General features: G+C 50.1%; 18 protein-coding genes. 2 read left to right on the forward strand and 16 right to left on the reverse strand.

Translation table 11 applies throughout. The features are described from left to right. Positions 1-38: 38 nt before the first annotated feature. The 14 genes from NSS64_RS11850 to NSS64_RS11915 all read right to left on the reverse strand — a co-directional run bounded on the left by NSS64_RS11850 (position 39) and on the right by NSS64_RS11915 (position 18,572). Entirely contained in the window at positions 39-1,388 is a 1,350-nt protein-coding gene (locus tag NSS64_RS11850) for an FAD-dependent oxidoreductase (protein WP_341140195.1), read from the reverse strand. Positions 1,389-1,429: 41 nt separating this feature from the next. Continuing rightward, the gene (locus NSS64_RS11855) at positions 1,430-3,058 is read right to left on the reverse strand and encodes a response regulator (protein ID WP_341140196.1); all 1,629 of its coding nucleotides are present in this window, start codon (positions 3,056-3,058) and stop codon (positions 1,430-1,432) included. Continuing rightward, positions 3,039-4,892 (reverse strand): sensor histidine kinase, encoded by a 1,854-nt coding sequence (locus NSS64_RS11860; RefSeq protein WP_341140197.1) that lies wholly within the window; start codon positions 4,890-4,892, stop codon positions 3,039-3,041. The genes NSS64_RS11855 and NSS64_RS11860 overlap by 20 nt, the downstream gene beginning before the upstream one ends. A gap of 60 nt (positions 4,893-4,952) precedes the next feature. Continuing rightward, entirely contained in the window at positions 4,953-6,446 is a 1,494-nt protein-coding gene (locus tag NSS64_RS11865; RefSeq protein WP_341140198.1) for an extracellular solute-binding protein, read from the reverse strand. Positions 6,447-6,484: 38 nt separating this feature from the next. Next, the gene (locus NSS64_RS11870; RefSeq protein WP_341140199.1) at positions 6,485-7,366 is read right to left on the reverse strand and encodes a carbohydrate ABC transporter permease; all 882 of its coding nucleotides are present in this window, start codon (positions 7,364-7,366) and stop codon (positions 6,485-6,487) included. A 13-nt stretch (positions 7,367-7,379) separates the two neighbouring features. Continuing rightward, positions 7,380-8,345 (reverse strand): ABC transporter permease, encoded by a 966-nt coding sequence (locus NSS64_RS11875; protein WP_445667790.1) that lies wholly within the window; start codon positions 8,343-8,345, stop codon positions 7,380-7,382. Positions 8,346-8,589: 244 nt separating this feature from the next. Continuing rightward, positions 8,590-8,976: a MerR family transcriptional regulator gene (locus NSS64_RS11880; protein ID WP_341140200.1), complete on the reverse strand. Its 387-nt coding sequence runs from the start codon at positions 8,974-8,976 to the stop codon at positions 8,590-8,592. Between the two features lie 22 nt (positions 8,977-8,998). Next, positions 8,999-9,943 carry an aldo/keto reductase gene (locus NSS64_RS11885; protein ID WP_341140201.1) on the reverse strand — a complete coding sequence of 315 codons (945 nt, stop codon included), beginning with the start codon at positions 9,941-9,943 and terminating at the stop codon, positions 8,999-9,001. Between the two features lie 114 nt (positions 9,944-10,057). Beyond that, positions 10,058-11,881, reverse strand: coding sequence for a hypothetical protein (locus tag NSS64_RS11890; protein WP_341140202.1), 1,824 nt, complete (start codon positions 11,879-11,881; stop codon positions 10,058-10,060). A 39-nt stretch (positions 11,882-11,920) separates the two neighbouring features. Then, on the reverse strand, positions 11,921-12,820 hold the full coding sequence (locus NSS64_RS11895; RefSeq protein WP_341140203.1) for a carbohydrate ABC transporter permease: 900 nt from the start codon (positions 12,818-12,820) through the stop codon (positions 11,921-11,923). A 15-nt stretch (positions 12,821-12,835) separates the two neighbouring features. Beyond that, complete coding sequence (locus NSS64_RS11900; protein ID WP_341140204.1) at positions 12,836-13,765, reverse strand: ABC transporter permease; 930 nt, start codon at positions 13,763-13,765, stop codon at positions 12,836-12,838. 2 nt (positions 13,766-13,767) lie between these two features. Then, positions 13,768-15,402 (reverse strand): extracellular solute-binding protein, encoded by a 1,635-nt coding sequence (locus NSS64_RS11905; RefSeq protein ID WP_341140205.1) that lies wholly within the window; start codon positions 15,400-15,402, stop codon positions 13,768-13,770. Between the two features lie 158 nt (positions 15,403-15,560). Beyond that, positions 15,561-17,870, reverse strand: coding sequence for a helix-turn-helix domain-containing protein (locus NSS64_RS11910; protein ID WP_341140206.1), 2,310 nt, complete (start codon positions 17,868-17,870; stop codon positions 15,561-15,563). 231 nt (positions 17,871-18,101) lie between these two features. Continuing rightward, complete coding sequence (locus NSS64_RS11915; protein ID WP_341140207.1) at positions 18,102-18,572, reverse strand: DinB family protein; 471 nt, start codon at positions 18,570-18,572, stop codon at positions 18,102-18,104. Positions 18,573-18,770: 198 nt separating this feature from the next. On the opposite strand from NSS64_RS11915, the gene NSS64_RS11920 reads away from it, so the two are divergent. Both NSS64_RS11920 and NSS64_RS11925 read left to right on the forward strand, forming a co-directional pair. Then, on the forward strand, positions 18,771-19,139 hold the full coding sequence (locus NSS64_RS11920; RefSeq protein WP_340940545.1) for a MerR family transcriptional regulator: 369 nt from the start codon (positions 18,771-18,773) through the stop codon (positions 19,137-19,139). A gap of 81 nt (positions 19,140-19,220) precedes the next feature. After that, a complete protein-coding gene (locus tag NSS64_RS11925; protein WP_341140208.1) occupies positions 19,221-20,072 on the forward strand; it encodes an oxidoreductase in 852 nt (283 codons plus the stop codon). 217 nt (positions 20,073-20,289) lie between these two features. Here the strand turns inward: NSS64_RS11925 and NSS64_RS11930 are convergent, their stop codons facing one another. Together NSS64_RS11930 and NSS64_RS11935 are read right to left on the reverse strand one after the other, a co-directional pair. After that, the gene (locus tag NSS64_RS11930; RefSeq protein ID WP_341140209.1) at positions 20,290-22,881 is read right to left on the reverse strand and encodes a family 78 glycoside hydrolase catalytic domain; all 2,592 of its coding nucleotides are present in this window, start codon (positions 22,879-22,881) and stop codon (positions 20,290-20,292) included. A 33-nt stretch (positions 22,882-22,914) separates the two neighbouring features. Continuing rightward, positions 22,915-25,236: a glycoside hydrolase family 3 C-terminal domain-containing protein gene (locus tag NSS64_RS11935; protein ID WP_341140210.1), complete on the reverse strand. Its 2,322-nt coding sequence runs from the start codon at positions 25,234-25,236 to the stop codon at positions 22,915-22,917. Between the last annotated feature and the right edge of the window lie 80 nt (positions 25,237-25,316).

A 25,316-nucleotide genomic window follows, 5' to 3' on the forward strand; every position in this document is an offset into this window, starting at 1 on the left:
GATATGACTTTGGGCTCAGCCTTTTTATTTCTTATTTCCTAGAACCGCTCATTGATCTGCTCTCCTAACCATGCGCCTTGAGAGACAAGTCTGCGTTGCAACTCCGTGATGTCGATACTGCGCGTTTCCCGCGTGCCCCTCTCGGTCAGAATCGCTGCGGCCGTACCGGAGGCTTCGCCCATTGCAAAGCAATTCGGCATGACCCGGGTGGAGCCTTGGGCCGCTCTATCGGTTGATATCGCTCTGCCGGCTACGATGACGTTCTGAATGCCGGCCGGAAGCAAAGCGCGATAAGGAATGCCGTGCGACTCTCCCGGCGATAGACGTACCATCGTCATGCCGCTCGTAGGCTTTGCCATATGAATATCAATAAAGTAGGCATTTCGGGCAATATCGTCCGGGAACGAACGGCACGCCAGAAAATCGTCGGCGGTGACGATATAATCGCCGATGATCCGGCGGGTTTCCCGAATGCCGATCTGTTCGCCCGTCAACGTCAGGAAAGCGTTCTCGAATCCGGGAATCGCTTCCCGCAGCCAACCGGTAATGTGTTCAACAAGCGCGCGGCCTTCGATTGCTCCGCGGGTTAGATCATCCGTATTTGAACCATCAATCCCGAATACATGCCCGAAATTGAAGCCTGCCGTATGATCGTTTAGCCAGGAAATACCGGCCCAATCTCTGGCGACGCGAAGCCGCCCTTCACTCTTCGCCTTGTTGATCGCATGTTTCAGATCGTGACTGTGCGTCTCAACACTTGAGAGAAATTTGTTCCGGTCCAGGTTATTCAGAACGAAGCACATCGTCCCCGGCTGCAGCTCTCCATCATCTCCACCTTTGGCGAATTGCCCGCCCGCAAGATAGGTGAGATCCGCATCGCTGGTTGCATCAATGTATATCTTCCCCTTCACTGCCTGGGTTCCGGTCTTGTTGGTAATGACCGCCGCTTCAAGGATGCCGTCCTGCCCAAGAACTTGACTGACGAACGTATGATACAGCACTTTAACGCCAGCCTCGATCATCTTCTCGTCCAATAGGCGCTTTAGAATTTCCGCATCAATCGGCACCCAATCCAGCCGGTCCTTCCATGCTTCCTGAAACGTCTCCTCCATCTTGCTCTTCATATCAAGCAGAATTTCCAGCCCAATCCCACGGATGACCGGCTTGATCTGATCGGTATACGGGCAAAATGCAGGAACCTGAGAGACCGTTGCCATGCCGCCCAGGTATCCTCTTTGCTCTATCAGCAATACGGATGCCCCGTTTCTTGCCGCTGCGAGCGCTGCCGCTACTCCTGACGGTCCTCCTCCGGCAACGACAACATCCACTTCCGTGTAGACAGGAATATCGCGCTCGGGTATTTTAACGGTTAGTGCCATATCGGTCATTCTGACCACCTCCACCTGATTTCTTCCATTGCAGCTTCAACTTACATCGAACGCGGTGAGACCGAACGCTCTTGTTTTTTTAATTCACTCGGGGCTACGCCCCAATATTTACGAAACACTCTGGCAAAATAACTGACATCACGATATCCTGCCGCTTCTGCTGCATCATACACCTTAACGCCGTTGTGTAAGAGCTCTTTGGCATGCTCCATACTCCGCTTTAGCAGATATTCTGAAATGGATTTCCCTTCCTCCCGCTTAAACAGCCGGCTAAGGTAAGAGGGATTGACATATAATCTTTCGGCCAGTGTGTGCAAGGTCAGTTCTTCTTTCCCCAGCATTTCCTCCACGGCCTCGATCATTTGTTTAACGAGCCGATGGCTTGAATGCTTTCGCTCGCGTTCCCGGTATTGGGTAATGCGGCTGGCCACTCTTTTGGACCATTCTACGATTTGCTCTTTGGAGAGCAGGGATTCAAAGGACAGAAACATCGAATAATCCTCTTGCAGCACCTCCTGCATCGACCAGCCCCGCGATTGAATCATACGTGTAAATAAGCTGCTCAAATACAGCAAATGCTCGTATACCTTTTGGGTTGAGACAGCCTGGGAGTATACGTCCTTGAAATAGCAGTCTATCAGCTCAGCAACCACTGCCGCGTGATCCGTATGAACCGCAATCTCCAGCTGCTTTTCGAACTCAGCGTCATAATGAAACGGCTGCTCCTTGTTGGTTACGTCCAGGTAAGGAACGAACACCTCATGTCCGTAAATGGCCCGTTCCTGCAGCGCACGGCGTGCCTGCCGGTAGGACAGCGAAACATGATCCCATGAGCCTGGGGTCCCGAGTCCGGCGCTGGCTGTAAGCTTCAGACACTCTTTAACAATGTTGAAGAGTCGGGGAACGTGGACATTGATCCGTTGGATGATATCGGGAACCGATTCCTCCGGTTGTCCCAAAAAGAGCAGCACGGTTGCTCCGTCCGCATCATTAAAGACCCGGCAGCTTTCATGCTGTAAACATTCAGCCGCTATGCATTCCAGCGAAAACTGCAGCAACGCTTGATCCGAAGACGTAAATCGTTCTCCTTGCCTGTGAATCGGATCGATTTCACATACGGCTACAGCAAACCAAGTATAGAGGGCAAGCTCCAGATTCAGCTCCTCCATATGCTTCTTGAGCTCCCAGTCCGCATACCGGCCCTGTATCCAGTTTCTATAAAAATCATCCTGGAGCTGAGGCAGGCGATCATACCATTTCCGCTCCAGCTCAATCATACTGTGCTTTTCCATCAGTTCCTCTCGAATCTCTTCCGCAGCCGCAAGAATAGCCTTCAAAATTTCATCGTCTCCGGCCGGCTTCAGCAAGTACTTCATGACGCCAAGTCCCACAGCAGCCTGCGCATACGGGAAATCGTCATGGCCGCTTAAAATCACGAATTTCATGTTCGTTTCCTGCTGCAGCACCGTTTTCGCTAAGGTCAACCCGTCCATCTCCGGCATCTCGATATCGAGCAGCACGATATCCGGCTTCCTGCGCTCGATCATGGACAGTGCTTCTAAGCCGTTCTCGGCAAGCGCTACCACTTCGATGCCATGCTCATTCCACGGTATATTGTTGGCCAGACTATTCAAAATTCGAATTTCATCTTCAACAATCATGAGATTCATGCTCCGATTCCCCTCTCTCCTCCCGGCAGCGGTCTGCCGGTAAATCGATGACCGCCGTCGTTCCGTTCCCTTCCTCGCTGACGATCTTCAATTCCGCCGTCTCCCCATAGTAAATGGCGATTCGAGCCTGGACATTGAGCAGCGCAAAAAACTCGGAGTTCTTTTCGGGAGGGGTCGTGTAATCCCCGAACCTGATTCTTGCCAAGGCCTGTTGAATCCGCATAAGCCTCGGCCCTGGAATCCCTCTTCCATTATCGGTTACCTGGATGATCAGCCGGTCATTAGACACATCGGTTTGAATGCTTAATGCTCCGCCTTTTTTCCGTTTCTCCAATCCATGCAATATGGAATTCTCAACCAGTGGCTGAAGCAGCAGCTTCAAAATATGCAAATGATGGCTATCCTCGGAAGCGCAGTACCCCACCGTAAACCGGTCGGCAAAACGGATTTGCTGAATTCGAATATAGTAATGAAGGTGCTTGAACGTTTCCTCCACTGTAAAAGACTCCTGCCCTTTGCTCAAACTCAGCCTGAAAAAGTTCGACAAGTTCAACACCATTGTACTGATCTCTTCCGCTTCATAATTTTTGGCCGTCCAATAAATCGAGTCCAGCGTGTTGTACAAGAAGTGGGGATTAATCTGAGCCTGCAGAAATTTGAGCTCCGTCTTGGTCATTCTGAGCTGTTGCTCATAGATATCCTTGATCAGATGACGCTGCTGACTCGCCGTTTCGTTGAAAGCATCCGTTAAATACCCCAACTCGTCCTGCCGCCCGTTCTCCAGCCTGATATTCAGATTGCCTTTACGCAGCTGCCTCATGCCGGACACAAGTCTTGATATCGGAGAAGCAATTCCGCTGTAGATAAACCATGCAATCCAGACGGCAAGCACGACGCTGAGTGCAATAATGCAGTAGGTAAAAATTTGCAGCGGCCTCGACTTATTGTAAATCTCACGCTCGGGCTGGATCAGCAGCAGCGACCATCCGCTTCGGGGAGAAGTTACCCGCAGAATCAAATTTTTCTCATCCGTTTCCGGGGTTTCCCGGACAACAACACTGCCTGGCTGGACGTCTCTCCATTCGAAAGACAACATTTCTGTAGAAGCATTCGATACGATCAACCGCTCCCGGGCATCAAACAGATAGACCTTGGAGCTGCTGTTCGCCAGCAAATGGGACAACGAGCGGAGCAACTGATTCTTCGAAATCGACAGCATGAGGACATTTTCGCCTTTTTCGGAGCGATAGAAATCCATAAGTCTCATCATAATAAGCTGATTCCGGTTATAGATAGGATCCGGGTGTCCGGACAAATTCTCTTCATGGCGTTCTGACAAGTAGTATATGCTTGCGCCATTTGCCTTCAGAGCCTCATCGTACCATGGTTCAGGATCTTGGGATTCACGGTGCAGCAGCCCGAGCTTGGTTGCGATCAGCGAGTTGGAGGGACGATGATAAATCATTACGTCGCTTAAATATTCGTTGACCATGGTTATATTCGTAATCTCTTCCATGACACGCGTGAAGTCCATAATCGCCCCGGAGGTCAGGGTCTTCTCCTGATGAGACAGCAGGGTGGATAAATTGGTATCGGTTGCGATCAAGGTGGACAGATTATGGATGCTCTTTAAGGTCAGGTCAACAAACTCCACAGCGGAGTTCATGGCACTGAGCGTGCGCTCGCCAAGCTCCTGCTCCAAAATCCGCTGAGACTTTACATTGGCAAACATACTGAACGCCACCAGCGGCAGCAGGATGAGAAGAAAATAACAGGTTAGCCTAAACTGAATCGACTGCTTCAAAACGCTGCGGAATTGCGTCAGCCACTTCATACGATTCCTCCACGATTCATGCTGCCTTCATTATAGCTTAGACCCCGTTATCCGTCCTGTTCATTGCCCGTTGACCTCCTTCGTCATTTCCTCGCCGCCGTTTTTCTTCCAGTCTTCAACAAATTGATCAAAACTGTCTACCGGCTGCTGGCCTATGATGATTTTCGTGAAGGCTTCGACCTCCATTTTAGACAGCTTAGGCCCGTATTTACCCATTCCAGGCGTCGGTACACCCAGATATTGATTACGGATGGCAACCTCGTTAATCTTGTCGACAATCTCATTCAGCTTAAACTCCATACCGAGCGAGTCTAGACGTTCTCTGGATACTTCGGAATTGAACGGTACAATCGCTTCGCCGAGCGTGAGCCGGTAAATATGCTTGTTGTGCTCATCAAAGTTCGTAACCACCTTCCCGTCCTCCATATTCCATACCTCGCCCTCAAATCCGAGCATGAGTGTGCGGTATCCGTCTCCGATCATGAAATCAAGCATCTTAATCACAGCCTCCGGATGTTTGCTCGTAACCGGAATCACATTAAATCCGGAAACATAGCTATTGCCCCAGGTTCCCTGCTTCCCGTCAGGTCCGGTTGGATATTCGAGGGTAATCCACTCGGCATTGGGATCATTTTTCTGGTTGGTCAGGATCGGGCCGCGGGTATCATACCAGTTCCCGGAGAACAGGCCCACTTTGCCGCTGGCGACTTTCTCGTCAACATTGGCCATCTTATTTAAAGCCCACTCGGGATCAATCAGCTTTTCCTTATAGAGATCGGCAAGATAGCTTAGTGCTTCCTTCATTTCCGGCAGTGTGCTGGAATTCACCAATTGCCCGTCCCGTTCAGTCCATTGGCCCCGCTGGATTCCCCATGCCCCGATAAACGGAGCTACTCTGCCGAGGTTTTCCTGCAGGATCAGGCCAAACGTATCGTCTTTGCCGTTTCCGTCCGGATCATCCTGTGCAAAAGCGCGAATCACCTCTTTGTATTCTTCCAGCGTTGCCGGCGGTTTGAGCCCCAGACGGTCCAGCCAATCCTTGCGTGCAAACATGATTTCATTGCCCGGGATCGGGTTCAGGCCGGGAATCGCATAGATCTTTCCGTCCACGGTGACGACCTTCCAGGCTTCCTCCGGGATACTTTTCTTCAGATTCGGTCCGTATTCGTCGATTAAATCATTCAGAGGGGTAAGGGCCTTCTGCCGGACATAGCTTTCGAACCAATTGGCGTCATAGGACAGGAGCATATCCGGCAGATCATCGGAGGCCATAATCACGTTCAGGGCATCCCCGTAACCGTCCGCAGGAGGCGTGATCAGCTTGATGTCCAGGCCCGTGTTCTCGCGGATGTAATCAATATAAGGATTATTGTTCTCGTCCATACCCGGCGGGAACTTCCGTCCGGCATTGCTTAATACGATATCAATGGCCTGACGTTCTTCCTTCCCTTCGGCCCCTCCCTCCTTCGTACCGGATGAACACGCAGACACCAGCAGCATGGAGGTCACCGCCAGGATGGATACGGATCTTTTTATAAAGATTGAGACTTTCATATAACAATCCCCTCTCTTATCTCATGTTACATGCCGTTCTAGCCTTTTACCGATCCAAGCATAATCCCTTTGACAAAATGCTTCTGCAGAAACGGATACACGATCAGGATCGGAACCGTGCTGGCAATCAGCGCCGCAGCCTTCAAGGACTCCAAGGCCAGCAGGGTGCTGTCGATATTGGCGGAATACCCGTTGTTATTGCTGATGTTCGATTGATTGAACATGATCAGCTCACGCAGATACACCTGCAGCGGGAAAAGATTCCGGTCCGTCACATACAGGACAGTGTCAAAGAAGGCGTTCCAATGTCCGACCGCATGGAACAAGGTAATCGTTGCAATGACCGGCATGGATAACGGAACGACGATCCGGACGAGCGTTCCGATATTGGAGGAGCCGTCAATCTTGGCTGATTCCTCCAATTCAGGCGGCACGCCTTGAAAGAAATTTTTCATAATAATAACATTGAACGCGCTAACCGCTCCAGGAATGATATAGACCCAGAAGGAATTCAGCAGCCCGGTCGCTTTCACGACCAGAAAGGTTGGAATCATGCCCCCGTGAAACAGCATCGTGAACACAATCAGGAACATGATAGCTGATCGTCCTTTAATATAAGCCTTGGACAGCGGATAGGCCAACATAGAAGTGATCACCACATTAAACAGCGTTCCGATGACCGTGCGCAGCAAACTGACCTTGAAGGCATTCATAAAAGCTTGTTCGCGCAGTACCTTCACATACGCTTCGAAACTGAAATCCACCGGCCATAACGTCACCCTGCCGGAGGTTATCGCCTGATGACTGCTGAAAGACTGGGCCACGATATGCAGGAATGGGAGAAGCGCAAGCAATGCAATGAAACCCAGGGCCAGGTAATTAAGCCTGGATGCCAGATGTTCCCCCCTAGTAAGTCTCATAGATTCACCCCCTCTACCATAAGCTGTCCTGGCCAAGCTTTCTGGCGGCTTTGTTGGCGAGGACGACCAATATCAGACTGATGACCGATTTGAACAACCCGACAGCGGTAGTAAAGCTGAATTGGCCCTGCGTAATTCCGGTCCGGTATACATAAGTCTCGATAACATCGGCCACATTGTATACCAGCGGATTGTAGAGCACAAAGATCTGTTCGAACCCGACATCCAGAACGCTCCCGAGGCGCAGTACGAACAGGATCACGATGGTCCCGATGAGCGATGGCAGGGTAACATGGATCAGCTGCTTCCATTTGCTTGCGCCGTCTACGACAGCAGCCTCGTAGATCTGCGGATCGATCGATGCCAGCGCAGCCAGATAGATGATGGCCCCCCATCCCGCTTCCTTCCAGATATCGCTGACCACAAGCACCGTTCTGAACCATTCCTGACTGCCCAGGAAGAAGATCGGCTCCAAACCGAGCATGCCCAGAAACTGATTGACGATGCCCGTTGCCGGGGACAGCACGTTGATCAGAATGCCTCCGATGATGACCCAGGACAGAAAATGCGGCAAATAGACAAGCGTCTGGACCCCACGCTTATACAGCATGTGCCGGACTTCATTCAGCATCAGGGCCAGGATGATCGGACCCGGAAATCCCCAGATCAGCTTGTATAAACTGATCAGCAGCGTATTTTTGAATACCGTGTAAAACTCGCTGTCCGTAAACATATTTTTAAAATGCGCAAGTCCCACCCATTCGCTGCCGCGGATGCCGGCAAAGGCGCTGAAATCCTGAAAGGCAACGATGATGCCTCCCATTGGCACATATTTAAAAATGATAAAATACGCGAGTCCCGGCAGCATAATCAGGTATAAGTCCCAGTACTTTTTCAGGGCCTGAAACCGCTCCGGCTTTACCGTACGAAAGGGATGGTTCTCAGGCTGCCGGTCCGCCGCTGCCAAATCTGAATCCATAGGCTACCTCCTTTACCCTTAGTCATAATCTCTTATCCGTGTGACATCCTCATTGTACCTGCCGTTTGGCATTTGCTTTAAGGCCATTTGCATGACCTTTTAGGTGAATTTCTTGACTACTTGGCCGAGAACAACCATATTCCACACCCAAGCTCACCATCTACGCTACTTTACATAAAGAAAAAAGCTGGCGAATATGCCAGCTTCTAGTCTACCCAGTATACTTAGTCTTTCTCTTGTTCTTTCAGGCCTCTCGCCTGGTATCCTCTTCCCAAGAACGGTAGTAATCAATTTTGTCCCGCAGAATATCCAAAGTTTGATGAATCGTTTGAGCCTGCTCTATTAATTTCCGCTCATGCTCTTCCAGAAGTTTTCTGCGCTCGGGAATGCCCTCATTGCCAAGCCGCATCATATCAGCGAACTGTTGCATAAGTGCGATTGGCATTCCTGTAGTTTTAAGTTTTGCGAGTAATACGATCCATTCAAAATCATGCTCCCGATATATCCGATGACCATTCTCGGCACGAGGTATAGGGTCCATCAGACCGATCCTTTCGTAATAGCGAAGGGTATGTACGCTTAACCCCGTCATCTCAGCAGCCTGCTGAATGGTCAGTTCTTTATCGGTCATAATGAGTCCGCTCCTTTCAACTTCAGTTCAATTGATCAAGCTGTTCTGAGCTAATTTGTAGCTGAAGTGCCCCCAAATTTTCTTCCAATTGCGTTAGAGCGCTTGCAGCAACAATAGGAAGAGCTCTCGGATGCTTGTGCAGCATCCAAGCAAGGACAAGCTGATTCGGTGTCGCTCCCAGCTCTCCAGCAACCTTCCTTAGCGTATGCAATCGGGTCATCTGATCCTCTCTCCGGTATGTATCGGGCAGGACAGCTTCCTTTTTGTTGTATAGGCCTCCAAGGAGGGGGGAATAAGCCAAGAGCGTAAAATCATCGTGTTGACTGCAGTAAGCAAGTAAGTCCTCATCCGCACTGACCTGCACTCCGAAATCCGCATCTGCTCTAGGCTGCAAATACGTATATCGCTGCTGGAGGCAGCAATAGGACTCCCATCCTTTTGACTGACTAATCGCCATGGCCTCCAGGAGCCTGGAAAACCGGTAATTACTGCACCCTATAGCTCTTACTTTACCAGTTTTGACCAAGGAATCAAAAGTCTCCAAGGTTTCCTCAAGCTCAGTTTCGTTATCGTCTATATGAGCATAAAATAAATCTACATAATCTGTTCCAAGCCGCAGCAAACTTTCGTCAATTGCCTTCTCAATCGCTTGGCGGCCTAAGCCTTCCATTTTTTCGCTTTTCGGCACTACCGGATTCGCTCCCGCTTTGGTGGCCAAAATGATCTGATGTCTGTTTTTTCTTTCCTTCATCCATTCGCCAAGCAAAGACTCGCTTTCTCCGCCAACACAGCCTTCGTTCCATATCGCATAATTATTGGCTGTATCCAGAAAGTTTCCCCCTGCTTCAACAAAATGATCTAGCAACTGGAAAGAGGTTTTTTTGTCGGTTCGTGATCCAAAATTCAGACAGCCCAAAGAATAAGCACTTACCAGCATTCCTGTATTCCCCAACGGAAAATGCTTCACACGATATCCTCCCTTTATCAAATTGAATTAACTTACGCTTACCTGCATCATACGTAGCCAGTATACGAGTTTAAGCGCACTCTAAGTCAATACTACTAATCCATTTTCCGTATCCTATCCCCCTTCCGCCCATAATTTTAGCCGAAGACTCAAGGATGGACCGGGCGACCGGATCACGGCCAGACGGTATTCCCCGTTCCGGTTGCCGCAGTGTTCTTCCTCTATCTCGAAGGAGCAGCCGGTTGCGCCAACTGTGTAGCGGAAAGGGCCCAACGCGACATGTGCGGCGTGCGGCTCTACTGTTATCGCGCTCCGTTCCTGTCCATTACTGCAGAACAGGGGCACCCGGTACAGAATAGGCCCCGCATCCTGCACTGCAAGCTCGGAAACAATCTCCAACCCATCCTCCGACAAAGCGTAGCTTTCCGTCACCCGCCCGTCTTCCGGCAGACCCTGACCGCGATAGGTGATCCTGAACTCCACACGGCCGCTGTCTTGCCGGATGACATGAAGTTCATGCTCCAGCCCGTCGCTCAAATCTGCCAGATATACCGCTGTCCCGTCCTCCCGCTCCCAGCCCGGACCAATCGCAGCGCTCAGGGACCGGACCCCTCCGGGCAACCGGTATTCAGGCGCGGCACATAGCGGGCTGGACAATGCCAGTTCCGCAGGAACACCCTGACGGTGATATCTTCCCAGGCCCGTGGAGTCGTAGCGGTGATCAGCGGCAGTATCCAATTGCACGGATTGGCCTCCGGCAGAGGCAAATACTTTGTGGAAGTGCTCTGAGGTCGCCAGTACATATCCCCCGCTTTCGGCCGGACAAGGCTCTTCGGCAATATCATCCTCCGCGAACAAATAGGCCATATAAGCGAAGCTGCCTAGCGTAATCATATACTTGTCGTAATACGCGTAGGATTCCGTCCCGTAACCGGACCGGATACCGTAGTGATTTTTGACATGGCGAGGCGGCGTAATATCACGGACGTAGCGCAGGATAGCCTGCGCCGACAGTCTTGCGCTTCGTTTGAATGCGCCGGCCAGCTTGAGTCTGCCCTGACGCCGGTACCGCGCGGCTTCAAATTCCGCGCACGCCGCCGCCAGCGCTTCATTGAACTGGAACTGGCTGCTGCGCCCTCCATAGGGAAAATGACCGGCGGCAGACTGCATGAACAAGGTCATCATTCCGCCAGCAGCCAGCTTGCGGTTCAATTCTTCATGATACGCTCCCCGGTACCCGGCCGCGAGCATCAGCTGGATGTGACAGCGGGCCGCCAGATCGTACAACAGCGGACAGCCCGGGTCCATATACATTCCGTTCCCGTCGAATTTCCGCAGCTGCACCGGCCAATGCTCGGCCAAATAACCGGCGGCGCTTGTCATCCCCTCCGTTTCGCGCAAATACTCCCCGGCCATGTTGTAAATATTGATATTGTGCAGCCGTTCAGGTCCGGAAACAGAAGCCAGCGTATACACATAATTGACCGCAGGCTCAATGCGGGCTAATTCATTTTTCCATTTTACAGATTGTTCTGCGGAAACATACGGCTTCATCGACTTATAAGCCAGCAGCAGTTCCTTGGTACTGAAATCAGTCATCTGATTGCCCGTCGTTCGCGGCAGTTCCCGGCAGCCCGTCTCCATCATGCTCTCCCATAACGGAAAAAGCTCAAGCTTGCGCCCGCCCGCCATCAATCCTGCCAGAACAGAGACCACGCGGCAATAGGTCTGGAGATCCTCAGGACACCCCTGCGGGTCCGTCCCCCAGCTCATATCTGCCTGCTCCAGCCCGTATTCCTGAATCGACCCTTCCATCAGATCCAGATAGATATCCTTGGAGAAACCGGTTGGCTTGAAAGCCGCCGGCCGCTCCAACGCGTCGATATATGCATACAGATCGGCGCCGGACAACGGCTGCAACTCACTTAATGGACTCATTTTCTATGGCTCAACTCCTTGCCTGTTTCTTTGGGAGGACTAGCCCTTCAGCGAACCGATCATTACCCCTTTGACAAAATATTTCTGAATGAACGGGTACACGCATAAAATGGGAACCGTCGCCACGACAATCAGGGAGTACTTCAGCACGGCCGCCGCCTGAGCTTTGGCTACCTGCAGTTCAGGGTCCATAATCATGCTGACATCCACCTGGTTCATGATCAGAATCTCCCGCAAAATAATTTGCAGCGGGTACAGCGAGCGGTCATTCAGATACATTAGAGCATTGAAATAAGCGTTCCAGTGGCCCACTGCCGAGAACAGTGTGATGACCGCGATCACGGCTTTGGATAGCGGTAGGACGAAGGAGAAGAAAAAGCGCGCATCGCTGCAGCCGTCGATGCTGGTTGCTTCGATCAGTTCTCCCGGAATGGAAGACTGGATAAAGGTTCGTGCGATAATCATGTTGTACACGGAAAGCGCGCCCGGAAGCACCATCGCCCACATGGTGTTGATCAGATGGAGGTCTTTCATTAATATATAGAACGGAATCAGGCCGCCGCTGAAAAACATCGTGAACGTGAACAGAAACATAAAGCTGCCTCTGCCCTTCAGCCCCGGTCTGGACAGCGCGTAGGCGCAGGTCATAACGACAGTGACATTCACCAGCGTTCCCAGAATGGTATACAGAAACGTGTTGCCGTAAGCTCTGACGATATCTTTGTTTTTGAATACAGCTTCATAACCTTCCAGACTGAAATCGACAGGCCACAGCAGAACCCGGCCGGATGATACGGCATTGCCGGAAGAGAAGGAAGCCGAAAGCACGTAAATAAGCGGATAAGACACAGCGATTAAAATAAAAGTTAAAATAAAGCCTGAAATGATGTAGTACACTTTATCCGAGGTTGGATGCGTTGAGAATTTGGTCTGGCCCATTGCCGGTCTCCCTCCTTACCACAGGCTGGTATCGCTGAATTTCTTGGCGGCGTAGTTCACCATAATCAACAGCACAAAGTTGATGAGTGAATTAAACAACCCAATCGCAGTTGCAAACGAGAAATCGCCCGAACCGATCGTCAACCCTACCTTATATACATAAGTGGAGATAACTTCGCTTTTCGAAATATTTAATTCATTCTGCATGAGAAACACCTTCTCAAATCCAACTTCCATGATATTGCCGACCGCAAGGATCAGCATGATGGTAGCCGTAGGTAAAATAGACGGGAAATCGATATGCCGCACCCGCTGCAGACGCGAAGCACCGTCGATTTGAGCAGCCTCGTGCAAATGCTCGTCAACGGAAGACAAGGCGGCGATGTAAATGATGCTGCTCCAGCCGATGCCCTGCCATATGCCGGACCAGACATACAAGTGCTGGAAAGCGCCCGGATTGGCAAAGGCGTCCGCCAGCAATTCACCGCTAAAGAACGTATACAGCGCTCCAAAAGCACCTGTGCGCGGATTGAACAGCTGAACCAGCATGCCGACGATGACAACCGTCGAAATAAAATGCGGCATATAAGAAACGGATTGTACGATTTTTTTAAATTTCTGCCCCGTAAACGAATTAAGCATCAGGGCAAACAGAATCGGCAAAGGAAAGGAAATCAGCAAACTGTACACGGACAGGCTAATGGTGTTCCAAATAAGGGTTGTAAACTGATAGGAATCGAAGAACCGCCTGAAATTGTCCCATCCAATCCATTCACTGCCCCAGATTCCCAGATTGAAATTGTAGTTTTTAAAGGCAATCTGAACGCCTGCCATCGGCACATAAGCAAAAATGATGATGTACACGGTGGCCGGAATGAGAAACAGATACAACTGCCAGCTCGGAAAAACTTCTTTTTTCAGCCAATGAAATATAGATGCTCGCATGGCTACTTCGACCGGTCATAGGCAGCTTGAGTGACTTCCAGATATTGCTCAATGCCCATTTTATTCAGTTCGGCAATATAATCGTCCCACTGGGACAGCGGACGGTTGCCAGTGATGAAGGCAACGGCGCTTTCATTCACGTAGTTGTCGATCGCCGTTTTGCTGTTGGCGATTTGCTTCAACTCTTCCGGCAGATAGCTCAGCTTGACGATGACTTCTTCCGGAAAAGCGGGTACATACCCTTCCTCAAATGCAGGTCTCCAGTTGGGCAGTACATCGTCCGCACCCTTCTTGAGGTTGGATACCGTTTTCCCCAGTTCCAGTGAACGGTAAGCGGGATTGGCATCGTTCCAGTGTTTATTTTGCGGGTTGTTCCAAATGGACGGATTCAGCTCAGCAACGGCTGCAGGCACACCTTCCAAATCTTCAAACGGGCCGACATACCCGGCGACAACGGCTGGATCATCGCTCCAGTCGACACCCTTCTCGCCGTAGCGGCTGACGATAGACAGCTCAGGGTCCAGCATATAATCGCCGACCTTGAAAGCAAGCTCCGGATCCTTCGCGTCCTTCGTGATGAACCACAGCTGGGTTGGCAGGGAGGGACTGTACGGAGTCGCACTCAGGCCGGAAGGACCTTTGACCGGGGGCAGCAACGTCATTTTGTTGTCCAGCTCCGGACCGAATGTACTGTAGCTGCCGGCCGTAACAACGCCAGCCATGCCGCCCGGCACGTTGATAAGCGCCTTCATCTGGGTTTCATCCTGGGTGAAGGACAAGGGCGAGAACAGGCCGTCTTTAACCAGCTTATTCATATACTCCAGCCCTTCCTTCCATTCCGTCTGGGTGTAAGCCGGGAAGATCCGGCCATCCTTCACATTCATATAGCTCTTGCCCGGATCGGCGTAAATAAAAGCATTCATCAGATAGACGCGCGGGTTCTGCGACCAGCCGTTCAGCGAGCCGACAAAACCGACTTCGTCCTTCTTGCCGTTTCCGTTCGGGTCCTGTTCTACAAACGCTTTCAGGACATTATATAGATCATCTGTCGTTTTCGGCATGTCCAGCTTCAGCTTCTCCAGCCATTCGCTGTTGATCCAGGCACGGTTGGAGCCTTCATTCCATTTCTGCGGGGAGTATCTGGGCAGTGCGTACACCTTGCCATCCGGGAGCTTCATCGAGCTGCGAACGAATTCTTTTTCCGGTATTTTATTGAAATTGACAGCGAGCTCCGGATTATTCAAATAATCGTCCTGGGGGATGAACACGCCTTTGGCAGCATAATCAAAGACCGTGGATTCATTTAAATAAATGTTGACGACATCCGGCAGTTCCGCTCCCGAGGAGACCATCAGCGAAAGCTTGGTTAACGCTTCGTCCGCTTGGCTGGGCAATTCCAGAAATTTCAAATCGACGTTCATCGCATCTTCGACAAGCTTCGTATAATGGTTCGTTTCATAGTCCTCTACATTCGGATTAGCCTGAACGGCAACCGTAATGACGGGGCGTCCTCCTTCTCCGCTCTCATTCGCCTGTTGATTGCCTTGTGAGCAAGCCGAGAGCAGCGCTCCCAGCATAGGAAGAACTAACAAACCTGCCGACAGCGCCTTCCTTTCCTTACTGATCTGTTGGGTCAAACGGTATTCCTCCCTTTTGGGATCGTGTGATCCACAATTTTTTTGTAATCGCTTACAGGTTGATTGTATTGCCCTTAGCCCCACCGTGAAAACCGTTACTTCTCCTATGCACTGCCATCGGGTAAGATCAGAGGGGCTGGCAATTCTCCTCCCCATTGTCAGTCGGTAAGACTTCCCTGGTTTTCCCGCCAAACGTTCGGCGTTACACCATGCTTTTTAGAGAAAGCCCGGTAGAATGTATTTTCGCTGCCAAAGCCGCACAGCTTCCAAATCCGGTTATTGGCATAATCGGTGGTTAACAGCAGTTGCTCCGCGTTCAGCAGCCGAATTTCTTCAATATATTTGCCCAGACTTTTACCGGTCTGCTCCTTGACAAAGGAAAAGACATATTTCTCGGAAATAAGCAGTTCACTGGCGATACCGCCGGCAGAAAGGCCAGCATCTCCATAATGCGCCCTGATATAATTTAAAATGTCGGACTTCAGCCTGTTATTGTTGCTCTTCTTGTTGCCTATGACGATGTCGCATAAATCGAACGCGGTCCTCCGCAGGCGGTCAGCCAGCCGGATCATATCCTGCGACTGGTCGTAAGCCGGAATCGTCAACGCTTGTCCACCCGGACTACTCTTGTCTCCGCCGATCACCTTATGGGCACCGAACACCGTCTGCCGGACGGAGAAAAAGATCTGCAGCTGCTCTTGCTCCGTTAGGGAATAGTCGGCCAGAAGTCCAAGACAATCATCCAATATTTGCGATACCAGGCTTGTCTCACCAGCGATCAGGGCATCGTGCAGCTTCAACAGCACGGCATTGTCGAAAGCCGGACGACTATCGGAATCGGAAGGAAGTTCAAACAGATACACTCCGCTGGCTACCTCGTTCTCATTGATACCCAGGGCGTATTTCGCTTGCTGATAAGCTGCCTTGGCCTGCTCAGGACCGGACATGATTTCGCTGACGCCGATGCTTACCGTCACCGCCAGCGGCGATTCGGCATTGAGCGACCGGATTAACTCCGACAACCGGACTTTAATCTCCGAACGCCCTACTGCATTTTCCTCGGGATCAAAAAACAGGATAAAAACCGTTTCGCTCGCATGAAAATTGAGTGCAAGCGGACGATGGCGCATGACGGCGTTAAACCGTTCCTCCAGCTCCAGTCCGATATTGTGCTGCACAGCCTTAAGTCCTGCATGGGGGCCGTCCACCTTGTACATGGCCTTCACCACACAAAACCGCTCGAAGGCAGAGCCGAAATAGCTTTCCGCTTCTTCCTTTTCCCGCTCCGTAAAGGCACCCAGAATGAGCATATGCTTGGCAATGGAATATTTAATGGAATCGTTCAATGCTTCGATCCGCCCTTGCTGCTGCTCGCTCCGTGTATGAATCTCAGTAAAGGCGTTGTCAAGGTACTCGAATTCATTGCGGAGCGTTAAGCCTTTTTGGGTCGACCTTGCCGCCGTCTCTACCAGCTTCTTCAAAGCGTTCGTCTCCCTCATCGAAAAAAGGAATGCCAGAAGCACGGTAAGTACCATGCCCGCCACGACGTAAAGTACTACAAGTTCGAGCAGGGAATTAACGTTCTCCTCGAAGGCTCCCGCCGGGATGCCGACTACGACCTGAAGTCCCAGCCGTTCGCTTGAACGCGTAAGCAAGATATACTTGCCGCCCGAAATCTCAGTTTCGGCTAGCGTCTCCGCCGATTCCAGCGGATCACCTTTTTCATAATTATGGGACAGTAAAATACGGCCTTCGCTGTCGGCAATGTAGACGAAATGATCATCCGTCTGATCCTCATACAGAAGTTTGCTTACAAGGTCCTCACGGTCCATGTCGATGGCCAGGACGCTTTTTTGCTCAATGGCGTTGAAATAGGAATTGTTAATGACGGCCGTAATGCCGTCGAATGGCTTGCGGCTGTAGTAAGAGGAGTATACCTCCTTGGCCGGAAATAGCTTCATGGTGTAGTTCTCGCCGAACAGCCGGTCCTGCCACTCTTCCGCCGAGAGCTTTCCGTACCCGTAGTATTGGGCATACACATCTTCATAGTCGTCCGATGAAATATAGTTGGAGATAAATACCGGATTGTCCTTGAAGCGGATATATACGTTGGAATACATATCCTGGGTCAGCGCCAGGGTTTTTAATTTGGTCTGTAATACTTTGATATCCATGTAGTATCCGCTGGACGGAACACCTTTTAGAAAAAACAAATGCATAAACGATTCCTCCTGGAGCAGCAGGCTGGTAATGTTTTGGGCCCGCAGCACCTGCTGCTCCAACGATTCCACGCCGTCCAGCAGCTTGGATTCGCTTTTATCCAGTGTCAGCTGCTTGGCGAGCGTATAGGATTTGAAATACAGCGGAATGATCATTAGCATAAGAATGGCCAATATAAGACCGTATTTCATGAAGCGTTTGCCGAAAATTAACCAGGACGTATGTCTCTTTATGAACTCGGTAACCATGATGTGTCCCCCCTTGCAATCATTGAAAAATACCAGCTTCATGATTTTCGGTTTCGTATAAAATGCCATCAGTTTATTGTGTAATCGCTTACAATAAAGGTATAGGAGAACGTCTCAAAGTTAAACCTCCATTTTCTTGTATGCTCTGTCATAGAGTACGATAAGCCAATTGCGTAAAAGAGTAAAACAAAAAAAACCGCGCTGGGCGCGGAATCTTATTCCATGAAATCACTAAAGTTTAGCGAGGTTCATTTTCGGCGGGATGTACCCGAGTTGCCTGCCTATTTTAACAATTTGTCCTCTGTGATGAAATTCGTGGGTGATGGTGTGCGTAAATAACCATAATTCGGTTAACTCTACACTGTCACTCTGCCAGGATGCTGAAGGGGGAGTATCTCCTTTGGTTTTAAAGTCATTTAGAAATTCATAAACCAGTTCATCCGTGTTCTTAAACAATTCACGCATTTTCTGTAAAGTGTCTACGGACTTCGGATTTACTTTGGGAAGTGGTTTACCAAGGGCACGGATTCCTAACCATACCCGATAACAATCGGCTACATGAGCGTGCAGACTGCAAATAGAAGCTCCGCCAAAGCTTTCTACTTCTTTCACATAATCTGTGGGCGACATCGTTTCGCAATAACGAAATAATGACTCCCTTGTACGTTGGATCATTTCATACTGGCTTTTGAATACATCCATCTTCTCGCTCTCCTTTAGCTTTTGAGAACCTCATTGATAGTTATTTTTAATAAGGACTTTAGGTGTCTGTAATAACTATTATATTTCATAATGTCAAGGCTCATACGTAAAGCAAAGATATAACAAGTTCGCTTGTGCTTCATGAAAAAGGTATAATTCACTTCAAGCTAGCTTTAACTATGAAAGGAGTACTTTAGCATGTACAGTATCAGTGAAATTGAGAAGATCACAGGCTTACGTCCCTCCACTCTACGCTATTATGAACAAGAAGGCATCTTGCCACAGGTTGAACGGAATGCTTCAGGCAGAAGAGAATATTCGGACGAGGTCTTAGAGTGGCTTGAACTGGTTATCGCTCTGAAAGATACGGGAATGTCCATTGAAGATATTAAGGCTTATACAGAGCTGATCCGGCAAGGTGATCCCTCTCTGGAGGCCAGAAAACAATTTTTGCTTATGCATAAAACTAAAGTGGAACGCAGTATGGCTCAGACTCAGTTTCATCTGGAGAAGATTATCCGCAAGATAGCACTCTATGAGGTTTTGATGTATAAGAAGATGAAATAGTCTATGAGGAATCATATTTTAAAAATAGTATTGACTTCAAGTTAACTTTAAGATTTATAGTGAAGTTATACCCTTGAAGGAGTGATTACATTGTCTGAAGCAAAAGTATGGCTTATCACAGGATGTTCAACAGGATTTGGGCGGCATATCGCGCAGCAAGCGATTGAAGCCGGCTATAACGTTGTCGTGACCGCACGGAATGTTGAGCAGGTAACCGATCTTACCGCCGGGCATGAGGATCAGGTGATTGCTCTTCCACTGGACGTCACCAATCCAGAGCAGATCCGTAATGTGGTTGACCGCACGATTGAGCGGTTTAACCGTATTGATGTGCTTGTGAACAATGCAGGTATCGGATATTTCAGCTCTGTTGAGGAAAGCGTAGAGGAAGAAACGCGTAAGATGTTCGAGGTCAACTTCTGGGGACTTATGCATGTAACCAATGCTGTTCTTCCTCATATGAGATCACAAAAAAGTGGTCACATTATAAACTTCTCATCCATTGGCGGTCTGACTTCCTTCCCGACCCTTGGCTATTACCATGCTTCAAAATACGCTGTGGAGGGTATATCCGAGAGTCTCGCCCAAGAATTGCACCCTTTTAATATTCATGTGACTTTGATAGAGCCAAGCGGCTTCCGCACCGATTGGGGCGGCCGCTCTTCTGTCAAAACAGAGACAAGCATCCCTGAGCTGAAAGAATCCGCCGTCGGACAAATGCTGCAAGGAATCGGGCTCGGTGCGGGTCAAGAACCTGGAGATCCTGCAAAGGCTGCGGAAGCCGTTATTAAAGTCGTGGAAACAACAGAGCCGCCTCTTCGTTTGTTGCTTGGACAACAAGCCTATGAAGCAGCAACCTATAAATTTAATAACCTGCTTGCCAGCATAGAACAATGGAAAGAAGTAACGGTAAACACAGATTATAAGCAATAAATGTATAGGTTAGGGTACCTTTAAGAACAAGTGAGCCTACAGAAATTATTGGGCTCACTTGTTCTTAACCTGAATTAAAACGAAAAGCTCAAGAAATCAATCATTCGATACTTCCTCTCTCCAGCACCCTTGATAACTTCTTTGGAATGCGGGTCCTGCGAGGAGCTATAAATGGTTCCCTCACATCGCCAGCTCGCAAAAAGGGGGATATATTCATTTAAAGGTCCCCCATTCTCCACTGAAATTCATGCTCGCCAGGTCCAACATCCGCCTTGTCTCCGCTCGGCAGTATAATCCGGGCTTTTGTCCCTTTGGGCACTTCTACTTTTAACACGCAAGTCTCATTAACCACTAGCCAATTGCTGGATACACGGCCATAGATGCTGTCATAGGAGCAGTTCAGGTAATTCAGCCCGCCTCCGGGAAAAGGTCTGATGGTGAAGCTCCGGGGACCTGCGACTTGAATGCCTGCTGCATAAGCAAATAGCCACTCGGTAATGCAGCCAAACGCATAGTGATTATAGGATGCATTCACTTCCCCTTGCTCATTAAGCCCGGTCCACGTTTCCCAAATGGTAGTCGCCCCCTTCTTGATCTGATACATCCAGCCTGGTGCCTTGTCCTGCTTCAGCATGGTATAGGCATCCTCTATATAGCCATTCTCGGTCAACAAGGGCAAGACAAATGGTGTCGACAGAAAGCCGGTGCCAATCGTATGCTGCCGCTTGCGAATGTTGTCCACAAGACGCTTCATCACCCGGTCATAGGCCTCACCTTCCAGCAGCCCCAGTCCGAGGGGACGCACCAATTTAGCTTGCCGGTCGGCCCGAATATCCTTCTCCTTCACAAACAGATAATTATACGCCTGCTTTGCCCCGGTTTCATACTCCTTATAACGCGCAATGGCCGGCATATCGTTCATTTCAGCCGCTGCCGCTGCCATCAAGGAGGCATCGTAAGAGAGATAGGCGGTGGATTCCTCCGGACGAGGAAGAATCATACCTATAATGAAATTTTCATATTTTTCCGGCTCCAGCCATTCCCCAAAGTGCTGACCGGTGTCATACGTATATTTCCGGTAAGGATTCTTCTTGAACAGCCGGGTCGGAAACGTCCGGGAAGCACGTTTGATCTCAAACTCCATGAATGCTTTCATGGATGGATAATGCGCCTCCAGCAACGTGTGATCCCCATATTTTTTCCAGAAGTGATGCGGCACGATAATTGAAGCGTCTCCCCAGCCTACAGAGCCGTCTACGGCCTTCAGATAGCCCTCATTGCCTACGGTCGGCACAATATTGGGCACTTTTCCATCCTTACCTTGCCGGTCTGTTAAATCCTTCAGCCATTTGCGAAAGAAAGGGGCGGTATTCATCAGGTAGCTGCCGGTATTGAAGAAAATTTGCGCATCGCCAGTCCACGCTGCCCGCTCGCGGGTAGGACAATCGGTTGGAACATCCAGAAAGTTGCCCTTCATGCTCCAGAGCGTATTGGCCACCAGTTGATTCACGAAGGGGTCGCTCGCAGCAAACCTGCCTGTCTCCTCCATATCGGAATAAACAGCAATCGCTGTCACACTGTCCTCTGTAAGCTTGCCTGGCCAGTTTTCGGGATAGGCATAACGGAAGCCGGAGATCGCAAAGCGCTGCTTGTAGGTCGATTCCTGGCCATTGCAGATGTATTCGAGTTGCTGCTTGATATATTTTTTGCCGCGTGCATGAGCTTCATCTTCGATCTGAAAGTTCCGCTGTGTAAATTCACCCTTGCTGTCGAGCGTTTCTCCCAGCTTGATGGTAACGGCATGTCCGGCATCTCCCTGAACCTTTATGGAGATATATCCGGCAATATTTTGGCCGAAATCAAGCACTGTTTTGCCTGCAGGGGTCGTGATCAGCTTCGGTGTGAATATTTCCTTCTCCCGGATGGGCACATTGTTGGAAGCGGACTTCGGTGTACTACAGGCGGTTATTTTAGCCTTATGGCTAAATGCAGGTACAAGGCGCGAATCCACCCGCTCTCCGTCCTTCAGATCATTCTCCCGGATCGGCCCCTTATTGGTCCAGTCAAAGGTTCCATCGGTGATGACCGTTTCCAGTGCTCCCCGCTCTGTAATATATTCCAATTGTCCCAGTACCTTCGTTTCATCGCCAAACACGTTGCTGAAGCTCAAGGCACCTACATGTCCGCGGTGCCAGCCGTCGCCCAGGATAATCATAAGCTCGTTATTACCCACACGCAGATGTTCCGATATATCATAGGTCTGGTATTGCAGCCGTATGCGGTAATCTGTCACACCTGGAGCAAATTGTTGGTCACCAATGCGCTCGCCGTTAAGATAGGCATCATAGAGGCCGCAAGCGGTAAGATAGATACGTGCTTTACGCGGCTGTTCCGCCACCATGAACGTCTTCTGGAAATAATCTGCGGGATAGCGCTGCTTTTTAAGCACCTCATAATCGCCGGTAATCCAGCAAGCACTCCAATCCTCCTCCTTCAAGAGTCCCATCTCAAAGGTTGCCGGAAGACTCCACTCCCCCTCGATATTCCTTTCATCCCACAGCTTCACCCGCCAGGACAGGGCATCCCGGCTCTGTAATGCCTTGCCGCCGTATGGAATGTGCGTATAATCTTCACTGGCCACCTTTCCCGAATCCCAGTAGAGCTCTTGGCGGTCATTCTGCACTTCAATTCTGTAGGCGGTTTGATCATTGGAATCCCCCTGCAGAATCCAGAAGAAGCGCGGCCGGGTAATGTCAATGCCAAGCGGATTGTCGAGATATTCCGTTCTTAATTTAGCTGCTGTAATCATGCATTCTCCTCCATTGTCTTATGCTCAACTGCATTATTTAGTAAAGAATCTGCGAAATCCCTTGATCCAATGTCCGTTGGCCAAATCCACCAGCAGCTGAATGCGTCTGAAGGTCAACAAGCCGGGGCTGAGCAGCGCCATGGTCCGGATCGGATTATCGCTGGCCGATGCCATCAGCATTTTGAAATGCACGTTGGCATAGTCCGGTTTCCCGTCTGCCGTAGTTGATTTGGCAATGACCCGTTCAATGGCCTTATAGAATTGCTTGAAAATAAAACTATGGTCCTTCATCTCAAAGACAGAGCATTCCACCGTAAACCTGCCTTTACCCGGCATGATAAACGGCTTGAAATCCCCGTACACAGATTTGAAATCCTTCAGGGAAGGAATCCCTTCCAGCGTATAGTACCATTCATTCACTGCGCTCTTTTCCGGTGTAATCCCTTCAAGATGCACTGACGATTCCAGTCTGATATCAGCGGAGGAACTGCCGAGCAGTATTTTGTACTCCCCTTGTTCAATTAGCCAATCCCGGGAGTCAGGGTCATAAAAGGCAAAGCTGCGCTTATCCAATTGGAGAGCCACGCTCTGCCGTTCGCCGCTGGTGAGAAATACCTTGGCAAATCCTTTTAATTCTTTGAGCGGCCCGTAGGCTCCTTGCGTTTGCCTGGATACATATAGCTGAACAACTTCCGCCCCGTCTGAGGGGCCGTTATTCGTTACTTCAAGCCGAACCACAAATTCATTGTCCTTCAGACGTTCTACCTGGAGCTGGTCATAAGCAAATGTAGTGTAGCTTAGGCCAAAGCCGAAGGGAAAAGCCACATGCTTGCCTGCTTTGTCAAAATAGCGGTAACCGGTAAACATGCTTTCCCGGTACGGAACCTGTTTAGGATCTACACCATAATAGGAAGCATTCACCACATCGCTTAGCCGGAGCGGAAAGGTCTCTGTCAATTTCCCCGAAGGGTTGACCGTCCCATACAGCAGGTCTGCCGCCGCCAGCCCCCCGGCCTGTCCGGACAGCTGCATATGAAGGCAGGCCCTCACCTTTTTCATCCATGGTGTTTCTACTGCTGAGCCTCCAACCATGATGGCGATCACATTACCGGTTGTCTCCGCCAATCTGCTGAGCAGCCTAATCTGATTATTAGGAATGGACAGCGTGGTGCGGTCGAAGCCTTCGCTTTCGTAAATCTCGGTCAGGCCAATGACCACGATGACTGTTGCATCCTGTTCGACTCCCGCAATGGCCGCCTCCAATAGCTCCTCATTCTCGGCATCCTCAAGCTCATACCCTGCGAAGAAGCTGAAGTCTGCACCATATTGCTCCAGGCCGTCCAGAAAGCTATAGATCTGCATGGGGTTGACCAGTGAGGAGCCTGTGCCCTGATACCGCGGCTGTTCGGCCAGCTTCCCGATGACAGACAGGCGCTGGTCCTTGCTTAGCGGCAAGAAGCTATTCTCATTCTTCAGCAGGACACCGCCGCCTTGTGCGGCTTTGCGGGCAAGCTCATGATGCTGATTGTACATTTGCTGTGCATTTCCCTGCTTCTCTGGGTGGTTAGCGGTTCGCTCTATCAGCTGCAGGATACGCAGCACTGACTGGTCAATATCAGCTTCGCTTAATTGACCGGAGAGCACAGCCTGATGGACAAGCTCATCGAAGGCTCCCTTGCTTCCCGGCATTTCCAAATCCAGTCCTGCTTTGAACCCTTCAATTCTGTTATTCATTGCACCCCAGTCGGTTATCACCGCACCTGTGAAGCCCCATTCCTCCCGCAATATATCTGTCAGCAATTCCCGGTGATCACTGGCGTAGGTGCCATTAAGCTTATTGTAGGAACACATCACCGTAGCAGGCTGTGCTTCCTTAACCGCAATCTCAAAGGCCGGCAAATAATATTCGCGTAGGGCCCGTTCGTCAATCAATGAATCGCTGCTCATTCGTTTGGCTTCCTGGTTATTGCCCGCGAAATGCTTGACAGACACACCAGTGCCGGTACGCTGGACACCCTTGATCCAGCTTGCGGCAAGCTTGCCCGACAGGTAGGGATCTTCACTGAAATACTCGAAATTCCGTCCGCTCAGCGGGCTGCGCTTCATATTCACACCAGGACCCAGAATTACATTTACATCCTCCTGAATAGCCTCCCGGCCTAGCGCTTCACCAATCTCCGTAAGCAAAGCTTCATCCCAAGTCGCACCAAGCAGACTCGCTGTGGGGAAGCAGGTCGTCTGGACACTGGCGTTAAGTCCCAGATGGTCTGCTTCTCCCTCCTGCTTGCGGATGCCATGCGGGCCGTCGCTCAGGAACAGTGCAGGGATCTCATATTGTGGAAAAGCCTTGGTCATCCAGAAGGATGCCCCTGAGCACAAAGCTATTTTTTCTTCCAGACTCATTAATTTGATTATGGTATGTTGATCCATCTAGC

The sequence above is a fragment of the Paenibacillus sp. FSL H8-0122 genome (genome assembly GCF_038005345.1).
Lineage (GTDB): Bacteria > Bacillota > Bacilli > Paenibacillales > Paenibacillaceae > Paenibacillus_AQ.

Excerpts from the sequence above, each read along its gene's own strand:
- NSS64_RS11850 (WP_341140195.1), bottom strand. The coding sequence starts at position 1,388 with ATGACCGATATGGCACTAACCGTTAAAATACCCGAGCGCGATATTCCT.
- NSS64_RS11855 (WP_341140196.1), bottom strand. The coding sequence starts at position 3,058 with ATGAATCTCATGATTGTTGAAGATGAAATTCGAATTTTGAATAGTCTG.
- NSS64_RS11860 (WP_341140197.1), bottom strand. The coding sequence starts at position 4,892 with ATGAAGTGGCTGACGCAATTCCGCAGCGTTTTGAAGCAGTCGATTCAG.
- NSS64_RS11865 (WP_341140198.1), bottom strand. The coding sequence starts at position 6,446 with ATGAAAGTCTCAATCTTTATAAAAAGATCCGTATCCATCCTGGCGGTG.
- NSS64_RS11870 (WP_341140199.1), bottom strand. The coding sequence starts at position 7,366 with ATGAGACTTACTAGGGGGGAACATCTGGCATCCAGGCTTAATTACCTG.
- NSS64_RS11875 (WP_445667790.1), bottom strand. The coding sequence starts at position 8,345 with ATGGATTCAGATTTGGCAGCGGCGGACCGGCAGCCTGAGAACCATCCC.
- NSS64_RS11880 (WP_341140200.1), bottom strand. The coding sequence starts at position 8,976 with ATGACCGATAAAGAACTGACCATTCAGCAGGCTGCTGAGATGACGGGG.
- NSS64_RS11890 (WP_341140202.1), bottom strand. The coding sequence starts at position 11,881 with ATGAGTCCATTAAGTGAGTTGCAGCCGTTGTCCGGCGCCGATCTGTAT.
- NSS64_RS11895 (WP_341140203.1), bottom strand. The coding sequence starts at position 12,820 with ATGGGCCAGACCAAATTCTCAACGCATCCAACCTCGGATAAAGTGTAC.
- NSS64_RS11900 (WP_341140204.1), bottom strand. The coding sequence starts at position 13,765 with ATGCGAGCATCTATATTTCATTGGCTGAAAAAAGAAGTTTTTCCGAGC.
- NSS64_RS11910 (WP_341140206.1), bottom strand. The coding sequence starts at position 17,870 with ATGGTTACCGAGTTCATAAAGAGACATACGTCCTGGTTAATTTTCGGC.
- NSS64_RS11915 (WP_341140207.1), bottom strand. The coding sequence starts at position 18,572 with ATGGATGTATTCAAAAGCCAGTATGAAATGATCCAACGTACAAGGGAG.
- NSS64_RS11920 (WP_340940545.1), top strand. The coding sequence starts at position 18,771 with ATGTACAGTATCAGTGAAATTGAGAAGATCACAGGCTTACGTCCCTCC.
- NSS64_RS11930 (WP_341140209.1), bottom strand. The coding sequence starts at position 22,881 with ATGATTACAGCAGCTAAATTAAGAACGGAATATCTCGACAATCCGCTT.
- NSS64_RS11935 (WP_341140210.1), bottom strand. The coding sequence starts at position 25,236 with ATGACCAAGGCTTTTCCACAATATGAGATCCCTGCACTGTTCCTGAGC.